General features: G+C 61.2%; 14 protein-coding genes. 8 read left to right on the top strand and 6 right to left on the bottom strand.

What is annotated here, in order from left to right; all coding sequences use genetic code 11:
• The first annotated feature begins 402 nt into the window (after positions 1 to 402).
• Both FW800_RS20185 and FW800_RS20190 read left to right on the top strand, forming a co-directional pair.
• A complete protein-coding gene (locus FW800_RS20185) occupies positions 403 to 540 on the top strand; it encodes a hypothetical protein (RefSeq protein WP_003237751.1) in 138 nt (45 codons plus the stop codon).
• Positions 541 to 613: 73 nt separating this feature from the next.
• Positions 614 to 1,573 (top strand): leucyl aminopeptidase, encoded by a 960-nt coding sequence (locus FW800_RS20190; RefSeq protein ID WP_446438315.1) that lies wholly within the window; start codon positions 614 to 616, stop codon positions 1,571 to 1,573.
• A gap of 194 nt (positions 1,574 to 1,767) precedes the next feature.
• Here the strand turns inward: FW800_RS20190 and rluB are convergent, their stop codons facing one another.
• From rluB to FW800_RS20220, 6 genes are all read right to left on the bottom strand, one after another.
• Positions 1,768 to 2,988 carry a 23S rRNA pseudouridine(2605) synthase RluB gene (gene rluB, locus FW800_RS20195; RefSeq protein WP_005790814.1) on the bottom strand — a complete coding sequence of 407 codons (1,221 nt, stop codon included), beginning with the start codon at positions 2,986 to 2,988 and terminating at the stop codon, positions 1,768 to 1,770.
• Between the two features lie 144 nt (positions 2,989 to 3,132).
• The gene (locus FW800_RS20200; RefSeq protein WP_032879732.1) at positions 3,133 to 3,324 is read right to left on the bottom strand and encodes a DUF1289 domain-containing protein; all 192 of its coding nucleotides are present in this window, start codon (positions 3,322 to 3,324) and stop codon (positions 3,133 to 3,135) included.
• 148 nt (positions 3,325 to 3,472) lie between these two features.
• On the bottom strand, positions 3,473 to 4,387 hold the full coding sequence (scpB, locus tag FW800_RS20205) for an SMC-Scp complex subunit ScpB (RefSeq protein ID WP_446438316.1): 915 nt from the start codon (positions 4,385 to 4,387) through the stop codon (positions 3,473 to 3,475).
• Positions 4,388 to 4,399: 12 nt separating this feature from the next.
• The gene (locus tag FW800_RS20210) at positions 4,400 to 5,098 is read right to left on the bottom strand and encodes a segregation and condensation protein A (RefSeq protein WP_164365898.1); all 699 of its coding nucleotides are present in this window, start codon (positions 5,096 to 5,098) and stop codon (positions 4,400 to 4,402) included.
• A gap of 120 nt (positions 5,099 to 5,218) precedes the next feature.
• Positions 5,219 to 5,848, bottom strand: a complete 630-nt coding sequence (locus FW800_RS20215; RefSeq protein WP_003193796.1) for an L-threonylcarbamoyladenylate synthase — start codon at positions 5,846 to 5,848, stop codon at positions 5,219 to 5,221.
• Positions 5,849 to 5,861: 13 nt separating this feature from the next.
• Positions 5,862 to 6,725, bottom strand: coding sequence for a PHP domain-containing protein (locus FW800_RS20220; protein WP_103734738.1), 864 nt, complete (start codon positions 6,723 to 6,725; stop codon positions 5,862 to 5,864).
• A gap of 87 nt (positions 6,726 to 6,812) precedes the next feature.
• On the opposite strand from FW800_RS20220, the gene FW800_RS20225 reads away from it, so the two are divergent.
• The 6 genes from FW800_RS20225 to FW800_RS20250 all read left to right on the top strand — a co-directional run bounded on the left by FW800_RS20225 (position 6,813) and on the right by FW800_RS20250 (position 11,928).
• Positions 6,813 to 7,409, top strand: coding sequence for a septation protein A (locus FW800_RS20225; protein ID WP_005790819.1), 597 nt, complete (start codon positions 6,813 to 6,815; stop codon positions 7,407 to 7,409).
• 1 nt (position 7,410) lies between these two features.
• Positions 7,411 to 7,710, top strand: a complete 300-nt coding sequence (locus tag FW800_RS20230; protein WP_005790820.1) for a YciI family protein — start codon at positions 7,411 to 7,413, stop codon at positions 7,708 to 7,710.
• A 100-nt stretch (positions 7,711 to 7,810) separates the two neighbouring features.
• Positions 7,811 to 8,488: a response regulator transcription factor gene (locus tag FW800_RS20235; protein WP_078822169.1), complete on the top strand. Its 678-nt coding sequence runs from the start codon at positions 7,811 to 7,813 to the stop codon at positions 8,486 to 8,488.
• A 182-nt stretch (positions 8,489 to 8,670) separates the two neighbouring features.
• Positions 8,671 to 9,129 (top strand): hypothetical protein, encoded by a 459-nt coding sequence (locus tag FW800_RS20240; protein WP_005790823.1) that lies wholly within the window; start codon positions 8,671 to 8,673, stop codon positions 9,127 to 9,129.
• Between the two features lie 65 nt (positions 9,130 to 9,194).
• Complete coding sequence (locus FW800_RS20245; RefSeq protein ID WP_248130834.1) at positions 9,195 to 10,538, top strand: sensor histidine kinase; 1,344 nt, start codon at positions 9,195 to 9,197, stop codon at positions 10,536 to 10,538.
• Between the two features lie 40 nt (positions 10,539 to 10,578).
• Positions 10,579 to 11,928: a CoA transferase gene (locus FW800_RS20250; protein ID WP_446438317.1), complete on the top strand. Its 1,350-nt coding sequence runs from the start codon at positions 10,579 to 10,581 to the stop codon at positions 11,926 to 11,928.
• The last annotated feature ends 547 nt before the right edge of the window (positions 11,929 to 12,475 follow it).

Genomic DNA, 12,475 nt, shown 5'->3' on the forward strand with positions numbered 1-12,475 from the left:
ACAGTAAAACGCGGCGCATTGTACACCGCTCGACAGCTTCGGCACGCCCCAACAGAGTGCACGCGACAAACTGTCAGCCAATCCTTACAGCTACAGGTCGCCCAAGACTCTCGGGGCAAATTCGTAAACTTATCGTTACAATGCGGAAACACTGCGTTACAGCCAGGTTTTATGGACAGCCAACGGAAAATTGTCAGTGGGGATTTTCTGAATAAACGGTTCAGCCAATACGCTGTTTTTTCTGAATAAAAAATAGCTCGCCAAAAACAGAAGAAAAAATCCAAATGAAACCGTGTCAATATTTTTTTTGCATTTCGAAACACTCTCTTCTAGGTTCTTTCCACTTGCCCACGAAGCCCGCGGGCAAGCCGTTCTCAATCAACGTCCTCTAGGAGATACACCATGCAAGCACTGGAAAAAGACCTGGAAACCGAACTGCAACTCGACGATTGGTTTGAAGCGCCGACCCATGAGGCCGCCGTTGAAATGATGCAAGCCGATGCCGTTGTGCCTTTCGGCACCGCGATGTGGCCTTTCTAATACCCGGCAGGCATCCGGCAGGTGCTGTGCACGGCACCTGCCCCCTTACCCAAGGCACAGAAGGACACCCGTCATGGACAAGGCCCGCGCCGTCGACCACTTTCTCTACTATCTTGCTCACCATCCGGCCCTCCAGGGCCTGAGTCGCCCCACCGTGCTGCTGGGCCATACCGAGCGCTACGATGCCATTGCCCAGGCCATCACCCACGGCAGCGCCGCGCGCTTCAACTTCCAGTTGCAACGCCTGGACCTGGCTCCCAGCGAAGCCCTGGTGCAAGCCATCGAAGCCTGCGACCTGTACCTGTTTCTCTACGACTCCTCCACCCTGCCCCACCCACGCGCCGAAGGCCCGGACTTTATCCGCGCCCTGCACGGCGTGATGGCCGAGCACTGGAAGAAATCCCTGCTATTCAAGGATTATGGTGATTACTTCTACGACACCTTCAGCGTCGAGCCACAGCGTATTGCCGACCTTAACGCCACGCTGATCCGACGCATGTCCCAGGCCAATGTACTGAGCTTTACCGACAAGCACGGTTCACGTCTTGAAGCGCCGATGAGCAGCATCAAGAAGTGGACCAATATCAACGGCGTCGGCAACCACGACCTGGCCCCCGGCGAAATCGCCACCCACAGTGAAGCCATCAACGGCCAGGTGCGGTTTGTCGGTACCTTCCTCAGCACTATTCCGTTTGCGCGCAAATACGGCGTGCTGCAATCACCGCTGGAATTGTGGATCGAGAACTCGACCATTTGCAGCGTGGCCAGCGACGTGCCGGGGCTGGCGGATGATTTCAACAAGTACCTGAATGCCAACCCGTCCAACCGTCGGGTGGAGGAGTTGGGCATTGGCACCAATGAAGGGGTCAAGGATCTGTATGCGCGCAACGCCGGGTTCGAGGAGCGCCATTGCGGGTTGCACCTGGGCCTGGGCGGCGGGCAGAAAGGCAGTCATCACTTGGATTTGATCTTTGCCAGTGGAACGTTGGCCTTGGACGATAAACCGGTTTTCGATGGAACGTTTGCCTTCTGAACACAAGACTCAAAAACACCGCAGACCAAATGTGGGAGGGGGCTTGCTCCCGATAGCAGTGTGTCAGTAAGAGATACTTAGGCTGATATACCGCTATCGGGAGCAAGCCCCCTCCCACAGTTGATTGCATTTCAAATTCAGATCAAAAAAAACGCCAACCCTAGGGTTGGCGTTTTTATGCAGCGCTTAACGCATCACTGCGGCTTCTTGCGACCAAAACCAGGACGCTGACCCGAACCTGCCGGGGCGCCACGACGCTTGCCCGACGGCTCATCAGCTACCAGTTTCGGGCCAGGGCGCTTGTTCGCCGCTGGCTTGGCTGGACGCTTGGTACTGGCATTATCGGCCGGGCGATCGGCTTCACCACGGTTGCTGCGACCGCCGCTTGGCGCTTCGCCACGGGCCGGGCGCGGTGTGCGTGGTGCACGATCACCTTCCTGGCGGGACGGTGCGGTTGGGCGACGCTCACCTTCGATCTGCGGCTCGCGAGAAATACGACCGCCGGTTGCCGGTGCATTCAGCGCCGGGCGCAAGGTGCGAGCCACGCGCTCGGTACGCGCAACAGGGCGCGACGACTTACGCTGCATACGCTCGAGCTTGTCTTTGCTCTTGGCGTTCATCTGCGGCATGGCGACCGGCGTCAGGCCAACTTCGGCGCTGAGGATGTCGACTTCGTACTGGCTCATTTCGCGCCAGCGGCCCATCGGCAGGTCGGAGTTCAGGAACACCGGGCCGAAACGCACGCGCTTGAGGCGGCTGACCACCAGCCCCTGGGATTCCCACAGGCGACGCACTTCACGGTTACGCCCTTCCATCACCACGCAGTGGTACCAGTGGTTGAAACCTTCGCCGCCTGGCGCCTGCTTGATGTCGGTGAACTTGGCCGGGCCGTCTTCCAGCACCACGCCGGCCTTGAGGCGTTCGATCATCTCGTCATCGACTTCACCGCGTACACGCACGGCGTATTCACGATCCATCTCGTAGGACGGGTGCATCAGGCGGTTGGCCAGTTCGCCGTCAGTGGTGAACATCAGCAAGCCGGTGGTGTTGATGTCCAGACGACCGATGTTGATCCAGCGGCCTTCCTTGGGCTTGGGCATCTTGTCGAACACGGTCGGACGGCCTTCCGGGTCGTCACGGGTGCAGATTTCGCCATCGGGCTTGTTGTACATGATCACGCGGCGCACCGATTCGGCGGCCTCTTCACGCTTGATGACCTTGCCATCAATGGTGATTGCATCGTGCAGGTCGACGCGCTGGCCGAGGGTAGCCTCGACGCCGTTGACCTTGATGCGCTTCTGGGTAATCCAGGCTTCGACGTCGCGGCGCGAGCCCACGCCGATACGCGCCAGCACTTTTTGCAGCTTTTCGCCTGCTGGGCCGATTTCCTGGTCTTTCTGGTCTTGGTCATTCATCGTAAGCACCTCCCGGTGGGTCGATTCAGGCGTGGCCTGAGGGGTCTTGAAAGCGGGGCCTTGGCCGAATAGGTCGGCAAGGGGTCGCGAATCATACGCGCATGGCGCGTGTTGCGCATCACAGACTAGTCGATAACGTCCAAGTCATTTGCTTTTCCGCCGACCGGTGGCACCAAGCGCCAGCAATCGCAGCTCGGCTTCAGCCAGCACCGTGCGCTTGTCGACTTTGTCGAGCTTCTTCCAGGCACGGATTTCGCGCTTGCTGCGGCCACAGCCGACGCAGATGTCGTCGGCGAACTTGCAGATGCTGATGCACGGGTCTTTGGTGGAACTCATGTTTTCTCCCAGACAATCCAGACCAATGGAGACAATGGAGATCCAATGTGGGAGGGGGCTTGCTCCCGATAGCAGTGGATCAGTTGATGCATCTGCTGCCTGACACTCCGCTATCGGGAGCAAGCCCCCTCCCACAGTTTTTATTGCGTCAGTCTTCGAGTTGGCGGCGTTCGTTTTCGATGGCTTCGGCCAGCGCCCGGGCTTCGTCTTCTTCGTCGCTCAGCGGCGGCTGTTCCAGGGCGGCGACGGCGGCCAGCAGTTTTTCCCGGGCATCGGCGACGCCGAGGATGTCTTCTTCGACTTCGGGCTCGGGTTCAACGTTCACCTCGGTCTGCGGCTCGTCGGCAGCATCACGCAACAGGTCGTCAAAATCAGTCTTGATCCCTTGCTCCATATCATCGAGCTCCAACAACAGCGTATGGAAGCTGGTTTCGTCCTTGGGCTCCTCCGGCTCGGCGCTGGCATCGGCCAGTTCCTGCAGGCTTTGCGGCACCGGCGCATCGTCGAAGTCGAGCACCGGCTCGGCCTCCATTTCGCGCAGTTCGGCCAGGGGCGGCAGGTCGTCGAGGTTTTTCAGGTTGAAATGATCGAGGAACACCTTGGTGGTGGCGAACATCGCCGGTTTGCCGGGCACGTCGCGGTAACCCACGATGCGGATCCACTCGCGCTCCAGCAGGGTCTTGACGATATGGCTGTTGACCGCCACACCACGCACGTCCTCGATTTCGCCACGGGTAATCGGCTGGCGATAGGCGATCAGCGCCATGGTTTCCAGCATTGCCCGCGAATAACGCTGCGGCCGCTCTTCCCACAAGCGCCCCACCCACGGCGAAAACTTCTCGCGGATCTGCAGGCGATAACCCGACGCCACTTCGCGCAACTCAAAGGCACGGCCGTCGCAGGACTTGCGCAGGATCTCCAGCGCCTTCTTGAATATCGGCGGCTCCGGGCGTTCAGCTTCTTCAAAGAGTTCGAACAGGCGCTCCAGGGATTGCGGTTTACCCGAGGCCAGGAGAAAGGCCTCCAGCAAGGGTGCCAGTTCGCGGGGTTCAGTCAGATTCATCGATTCAGCTCGTTATTCGGCTCGCGCCCGCACGTGGATAGCCGCAAAAGGCTCATTCTGCACCAGCTCGACCAAGGATTCCTTGACCAGTTCGAGGATCGCCATAAAGGTCACCACCACACCTAGTCGGCCTTCTTCGGCGGTGAACAGCTCCACAAACGGCACAAACCCACCACCCTTGAGGCGCTCCAGCACATCACTCATGCGCTCGCGGGTAGACAGCGCTTCGCGGCTGACCTGGTGGCTTTCAAACATATCGCCACGGCGCAGCACCTCGGCCATGGACATCAGCAATTCTTCCAGGCTCACGTCCGGCAGCAATTTGCGCGCACGGGCCTCGGGTGCGTCGAGCTTGGGCACCACCACATCACGGCCCACGCGGCTCAGGCCGTCAATGCCTTCGGCGGCGGCCTTGAAGCGTTCGTACTCCTGCAAGCGGCGGATCAGTTCGGCGCGCGGGTCATCCTCTTCGGCTTCGACGGTCTCCGAACGCGGCAACAACATGCGCGACTTGATCTCGGCGAGCATGGCGGCCATCACCAGGTACTCGGCGGCCAGCTCCAGGCGCACCGACTGCATCAGCTCGACGTAGCCCATGTACTGACGGGTGATTTCTGCCACCGGGATGTCGAGGATATTGATGTTCTGCTTGCGGATCAGGTACAGCAGCAAGTCCAGCGGGCCTTCGAAGGCTTCCAGGAAGACCTCCAGGGCATCCGGTGGAATGTACAGGTCCAGGGGCATTTCCATGACCGCCTGGCCATAGACCATGGCGAACGGCAGTTCCTGCTGGGCGCCGGCCTGGGGATCAGCGGTTTCCACGGCCGACATTCAGGCCTCGACCATAAATGGCGCCGGATCGCCACAGCCCACACGCACCACTTCAGGCTCGCCGTCAGCCAGGTTGATCACCGTCGAGGCTTTGTTGCCGCCGTAGCCGCCATCGATGATCAGGTCGACATGCTTTTCCAGCAGGCGCCGCATTTCGTAAGGGTCGTACAACGGTTCGGTTTCACCGGGCAGGATCAACGACACGCTCATCAGCGGCTCACCCAGCTCGGCCAACAGCGCCAGGGCTATCGGGTGTTCCGGCACGCGCAGGCCGATGGTGCGCTTCTTGGGGTGCAATAACAGGCGCGGCACTTCGCGGGTGGCATTGAGAATGAAGGTATAAGGCCCCGGCGTATGGGCCTTGAGCAGGCGGAACGTACCGGTGTCGACCTTGGCGAACAGGCCCAGTTGAGACAAGTCGCTGCAAATCAGTGCGAAGTTGTGCTTGTCGTCCAGCTGGCGCAGGCGCCTTACACGCTCGACCGCGCCCTTGTCGCCGATCTGGCAACCGATGGCGTAGGACGAATCAGTTGGATAGATCACCACGCCGCCGGCTCGGATGATCTCCACGGCCTGTTTAATCAGGCGCGCCTGAGGGTTTTCCGGATGAATCTGGAAGAATTGACTCACGTGCTCTACCTGTTCAGACGGTGGCAATAATGGGGTCATGCTTGAATCGCCCCCACAACAGCGGCAGATCTTCCGGGACCTGGCGATACTCGCCAATCTCGGACCAGCCGCCTGGGCCATGAAAATCACTGCCGGCACTGACCAGCAGACCAAATTCGCGAGCAAGGATCGCCAGGCTGCCGACCTGTTCCGCCGGTTGATGCCCGTTGACCACCTCGATCGCGTGGCCACCCGCACCAATATAGTCGCTGATCAGCTTGCGGCGCTTGCTGCGGGTGAAATCGTAATGCCAGGGATGCGCCAGGCTGACCCAGGCCCCGGAAGCCCGCAAGGTCTGGACGGTGTCTTCCAGGGTCGGCCAATGCAGCTTCACATCGCCCAACTTGCCGGCCCCCAGCCATTTGCGAAAGGCTTCGGCGCGATCCTTGACATAGCCTTCGCGCACCATCCAGTCAGCAAAGTGCGGACGGGCCGGTGCGTTGCCGCTGTCACCCAGTTCCTGCTGGATGGCACGAGCGCCGTCGAGGGCGCCGGGCATACCTTTAAGGCTGAGCTTGCGGCTTATTTCTTCGGACCGCAGCCAGCGGCCATCGTGCAATTGGGCAATGGCCGCCACCAACGGCGGGGCATTCTGATCGAAACCGTAGCCAAGTACATGAATGGTGGCGCCGCCCCAGGTGCAGGACAATTCCACCCCGTTGACCAGTTGCATGCCCAAAGAATGCGCGGCTTCGCGGGCCTCATCGAGACCCTCGAGGGTGTCGTGGTCGGTCAACGCCAGCACTTGCACGCCTTTTTCAAACGCACGCGCAACCAGTACCGCGGGCGCCAGGGCGCCGTCGGAGGCCGTGCTGTGGCAGTGCAAATCAACATTCACGTGGGTATGTAACCTCAAGTCAGCTGGCGCTATCGCAACCAAGGATGTTTGTTATTATGCCGCCACATCCAGCTTCTGGCTCTTACTGTGAAACAATTCATCGACTTCATCCCGCTGTTGCTGTTTTTCATCGTTACCAAACTCGACCCCAGGGTCATCGAAATCGCCGGTCACGAGCTGTCGTTCGGGGGTATCTACAGTGCCACTGCCGTACTGATCATCAGCTCCATCGTGGTCTACGGCGCCATCTTCATCTCCCAGCGCAAGCTGGAAAAAAGCCAATGGCTGACCCTTATCGCCTGCCTGGTCTTTGGCGGACTGACCCTGGCCTTCCACAGCGAAACCTTCCTTAAATGGAAAGCCCCGGTGGTCAACTGGCTGTTTGCCCTGGTCTTTATCGGCAGCCACTTCATCGGTGACCGTCTGCTGATCAAGCGGATCATGGGCCACGCGCTGACCTTGCCGGAGCCGGTGTGGGTGCGCCTGAACGTGGCCTGGATCGTGTTTTTCCTGTTCTGTGGTGCGGCCAACCTGTTCGTGGCCTTTACCTTCCAGGACTACTGGGTCGATTTCAAGGTGTTCGGCAGCCTGGGCATGACCGTATTGTTCCTGATCGGCCAGGGGATCTACCTGTCGCGTCACCTGCATGACACCGCGCCTACCACGCCGAAAACCGAGGACTGACATGCTCTACGCCATCATTGCCACCGATATTGCCAACTCGCTGGAAAAACGCCTGAGCGTACGCCCCGCCCACGTCGAGCGCCTTAAACAGCTGCAAGCCGAAGGCCGTATCGTACTGGCCGGCCCGCACCCGGCGGTCGACAGCAATGACCCCGGCGACGCCGGTTTCACCGGCAGCCTGATTGTCGCCGAGTTCGCCTCCCTGGCCGACGCCCAGGCCTGGGCCAAGGCCGACCCCTATGTCGCCGCAGGCGTCTACGCTGATGTGGTGATCAAGCCGTTCAAGCAAGTCCTGCCTTGAACCCGGCTGCGTCGAACCTAATCGTTTCGGCGCACTCCTAATGGCTCACGGCGTCACCGGTGGGGTCGTCGCCGTCGACAATGGCTAAATCGAGTGAGTCATGAGCGAGCTGTTACTGATAGATGATGACCAGGAGCTCTGTGAGCTGCTGAACAGTTGGTTGAGCCAGGAAGGCTTCCAGGTGCGCGCCTGCCACGATGGCCTGAGCGCCCGCAAAGCCTTGGCCGAAGCCGCCCCGGCGGCGGTGGTGCTCGACGTGATGTTGCCCGACGGCAGCGGCCTGGAGCTGCTCAAGCAACTGCGCAACGACCACCCGGAACTGCCGGTGCTGATGCTCTCGGCGCGGGGCGAACCCCTGGACCGCATCCTCGGCCTGGAGCTGGGCGCCGACGACTACCTGGCCAAGCCTTGCGATCCGCGCGAACTGACCGCCCGCCTGCGTGCCGTATTGCGCCGCAGCCACCCGACCGCGGTCTCGACCCAGCTTGAGCTGGGCGACCTGTGCTTCAGCCCGGTGCGCGGCGTGGTGAGCATCGATGACCAGGAGTTCACCCTGACCGTCTCCGAAAGCCGCCTGCTCGAAGCCTTGCTGCGCCAGCCCGGCGAGCCCCTCGATAAACAGGAACTGGCGCAGATCGCCCTGGGCCGCAAGTTGACCCTTTACGATCGCAGCCTGGACATGCACGTCAGCAACCTGCGCAAAAAGATCGGCCCGCACCCGGATGGCCGGCCGCGGATCGTGGCGCTGCGCAGTCGCGGTTACTATTACAGCCTTTAGAGGCAGCTATAAGTGGCAAGCTACAAGCGGCAAGTGAAAAGCTGTTACTTGCCGCTTGTAGCTAAAAACTTGCAGCTGCCGCCATCTTTACCGAAGCTTTACTCTCCCCTGACCGCCGCTGACCTTGCTCTGCGTAACCTACTCACATCCGGACTCACCGGAATAGAGACAGGAGAATCACCATGCGCAAGACCCTTATCGCTTTGATGCTCGCCGCTGCACTGCCTACCGTCGCCATGGCCATGCCTGAAGGCCCGGGCCCGATGGGCGGTCACGAAGGCCACATGATGGGCGGCCCTGGCCACGGCGAACACGGCCCGCGTGGTAAAGGCGGCCCGTTCAGCCAGTTGGACTTGAGCAAGGAACAGCGTGAGCAGATCCGCAAGCTGATGGGTGACCAATGGCACGCTCGCAAAGACCTGACCCAAAAGTACCTGGACAAACTCCCGGCCGCTGACCAGAAAGCCATGCAGGACGAGATCGCCGCCGGCAAGCAGAAAACCCAGGCCAATATCCGCGCCGTGCTCAAGCCTGACCAGCAGAAGCAATACGACGAGATCGTCAAAAAGCAAGCCGAGCGCCGCGCCGAGTGGAAGCAATTCCAGGAATGGAAAGCCCAGCAAGCGCAAAAAGCGCAATAATGCGAACGTAATGCCTACGGCCCAGTGGTTCACACCACTGGGCTTTTCCTGTTTGAGGGTTTCCTGTGCGTTCATTGTTCTGGCGTATCCTGGCGAGTTTCTGGCTGGCCATCGCCCTGGTTGGCGGGTTGTCGATTCTGCTTGGGCATATGCTCAACCAGGACGCCTGGATTCTCAGCCGCCACCCAGGCCTGAACAACCTGGCGCAAGAGTGGACGCAACTCTACGAAGCCCAGGGTGAGGACGCCGCCCAGGACTTGCTGCAACAGCGCAAACGCCAGTACCACATCGATGTGCAAGTGCTTAACGAGAGCGGCGAGCCGGTGGTGCGCGGTACCTTCCCGCGTCGCGCCGCCGCCTTTGAAGCCCGGCAGAATGACAGCCAGGACGGCCACCTGCCCTGGCGGCGCCTGACCGCCGAGTACACCAGCGACAAAACCGGCGACACCTACCTGCTGATCTACCGCATTCCCCACCCGGAGTTGGAAGCCTGGCACCGCAGTAGCCTGCTGTGGCCGCTCAGTGCCCTGGCAATCACCCTGGTGGTGTTGACCCTGTTCAGCCTGCTGGTGACCTTGTCCATCACCCGCCCACTCAGCCGCCTGCGCGGCGCGGTGCATGACCTGGGGCAAACCACCTATCAACAAAACAGCCTGGCGCAACTGGCCAACAGGCGCGACGAATTCGGTGTGTTGGCCAATGACTTCAACCGCATGGGCGCGCGCCTGCAAAGCCTGATCGGTAGCCAGCGCCAGTTGCTGCGCGATGTGTCCCACGAACTGCGCTCGCCCCTGGCACGCTTGCGTATCGCCCTGGCCCTGGCCGAGCGCGCCAGCCCCGAAGAACGGGAAAAACTCTGGCCACGCCTGACCCGCGAATGCGACCGCCTGGAAGCCTTGATCAGCGAAATCCTGGTCCTGGCGCGGGTCGACGCCGACAACGCCAGCGCCGAAGACATTGACCTCAACCCATTGCTCAAGACCCTGCAAAAGGACGCCCAGCTCGGCGCGCCGGAGCAAGTGGTGCACCTCAGCACCGACGTCGACCTGCGGCTCAAGGGCTGGCCGACCATGATCGAGCGCGCCGTGGATAACCTTCTGCGCAATGCCCAACGCTTCAACCCGGCCGGCCAACCGATTCAATTGCAGGCCCAGCATCAAAACGGGCGCATTCTGATCAGCGTACGCGACCACGGCCCCGGCGTTGAAACCGAACACCTGGGCCAACTGGGCGAGCCGTTTTACCGTGCGCCGGGCCAGACTGCACAAGGTCATGGCCTGGGCCTGGCCATCGCCCGCCGTGCTGCCGAGCGCCATGGCGGCACCCTGATCCTGGCCAATCATCCCGACGGCGGTTTTATCGCCAGTATCGAACTGCCCTTGATCCCAGGGGCTGCCACACCGGTGTGATGTTCTTCTATAGTGGCCCTTCTCTTACGGAGGGCCTTAGATGACTGACCTGCTGACTCCCATCCAAGCTGCACTCGATTTACCGCACATTGCGCTGCCCGAGACCTCGGCAGGCGCGCTGCCCTCGTCCTTCGCCGTGACCGACCTGGCCGTCGCCAGCATCGGCGCCGCTGGCCAGGCTGTTGCCCAATTGATCCAGCAACAGACCGGGCGGCTGCCCAGCGTCAGCGTGGATCGGCGTCTCGCCTCGCTGTGGTTTTCGTCGTCGATTCGCCCCGTGGGTTGGCAAGTGCCGCCGCTGTGGGACCCGGTGGCCAGCGACTACGCCAGCGCCGATGGCTGGATTCGTCTGCACACCAACGCACCCCATCACCGTGCAGCGGCCGAACGGGTGCTTGGGCCTGTGGCCGACCGCGCCGAGATGGCGACCAAAGTCGCTACATGGAACGCCGCAGAACTGGAACAGGCCATTGTCGACGCCAGCGGTTGTGCGGCGCAGATGCGTACGTGGCAAGCCTGGCAGCAGCATCCGCAAGGCTTGGCGGTGAATGCCGAGGAGTTGATACAGCGTCAGGTCTTCGACACTGGTATCGACAAACCCTGGCCTGGCTCACCTGCGCGCCCGCTGGCCGGTATCAAGGTGCTGGACTTGACCCGCGTATTGGCCGGCCCCGTGGCCAGTCGTTTCCTCGCCGGATTGGGTGCAGATGTACTGCGCATCGATTCGCCAACCTGGAACGAACCGGGCGTGGTACCGGAGATGACCCTGGGCAAGCGCTGTGCCCGCCTCGACCTGAAAAGCCCTGAAGGCCGGCAGGTATTCGAAGCCTTGCTCAAGGACGCCGACGTACTGTTCCATGGTTACCGCGCCGATGCACTGGAACAGCTGGGTTACACCCTCGGCGAGCGCCAACATATCGCCCCCGGGCTGATTGACATCAGCCTCAATGCCTATGGCTGGAGCGGTCCGTGGCGTAACCGTCGCGGTTTTGACAGCCTGGTGCAGATGAGCAGCGGGATCGCCGAGGCGGGCATGGCCTGGAAGCAGGCGGATAAGCCCGTGCCGCTGCCGCTGCAGGCGCTGGATCACGCTACCGGTTACCTGATGGCCGCCAGTGCGCTCCAGGCCTTGAGCGAGCGGTTTGCGTCAGGTCGTGGCAGTTCGGTGCGGTTGTCACTGGCGCGCACGGCCAAGTTGCTGGTGGACGCAGGGCAGGTGCCGCAGCAGGCAGCGTTGCGCGACGAAGACATCAATGATCAAGGCTTGGTGGTAGAGCAGACCACCTGGGGCCAGGCCCATCGGTTACTGGCGCCGCTGAGCATCAGTGGCACGCCGTTGCAGTGGGATTTGCCGGCAGGGGAATTGGGCGCGCACCGGCCTCAGTGGTGAACTGAAGACCGCCATCGGGGGCAAGCCCCCTCCCACTTTTGAATGTATTCACACATCAAATGTGGGAGGGGGCTTGCCCCCGATGAGCATGGGTATCTACACAACTTCGTAGCAGTCACCAGTAACCACGATGCGAAGCGAGCCGCTCTTGATCTTGATCTGCTTTTGATCTCAGGCGCCCCGTTAAACCACGCTGGCCGGAATTCGACATGGATTTGGGGGGTAAACCGGCAGGGATGCCGGTTTAGCCGCCCCGCGCCATGAATGGCGCGTGGCGGCGGCCCCCCAAATCCCTGTCGGATTACGGGCACACCGAGCCTGAGCGAGGTGCCGAGTGGTGGGGCGAGGACCTTTTGCTTACTTTTGGCTGGGCCGGCATTCCGGTCCTTCCAAAAGTGAGCCGCTGTAAGAGCGGAACCCTAAGTGGCCGTGACCTAAATAACGGATATGTACTCGGTTTGATCCGGCATCCTGGTCGGCCCTAAGGCCGCCATCGCGAGCAAGTCGAATCGTCGCACCGCCCCTCCCACAGGGACAGCGCCATACC

It is taken from the genome of Pseudomonas sp. 910_23, from assembly GCF_052850795.1.

Coding starts and splice junctions, on each gene's coding strand:
- FW800_RS20230 (WP_005790820.1), top strand. CDS start 7,411: ATGCTCTACGCCATCATTGCCACCGATATTGCCAACTCGCTGGAAAAA.
- FW800_RS20235 (WP_078822169.1), top strand. CDS start 7,811: ATGAGCGAGCTGTTACTGATAGATGATGACCAGGAGCTCTGTGAGCTG.
- rluB (WP_005790814.1), bottom strand. CDS start 2,988: ATGAATGACCAAGACCAGAAAGACCAGGAAATCGGCCCAGCAGGCGAA.
- FW800_RS20185 (WP_003237751.1), top strand. CDS start 403: ATGCAAGCACTGGAAAAAGACCTGGAAACCGAACTGCAACTCGACGAT.
- FW800_RS20190 (WP_446438315.1), top strand. CDS start 614: ATGGACAAGGCCCGCGCCGTCGACCACTTTCTCTACTATCTTGCTCAC.
- FW800_RS20240 (WP_005790823.1), top strand. CDS start 8,671: ATGCGCAAGACCCTTATCGCTTTGATGCTCGCCGCTGCACTGCCTACC.
- FW800_RS20250 (WP_446438317.1), top strand. CDS start 10,579: ATGACTGACCTGCTGACTCCCATCCAAGCTGCACTCGATTTACCGCAC.
- scpB (WP_446438316.1), bottom strand. CDS start 4,387: ATGAATCTGACTGAACCCCGCGAACTGGCACCCTTGCTGGAGGCCTTT.
- FW800_RS20200 (WP_032879732.1), bottom strand. CDS start 3,324: ATGAGTTCCACCAAAGACCCGTGCATCAGCATCTGCAAGTTCGCCGAC.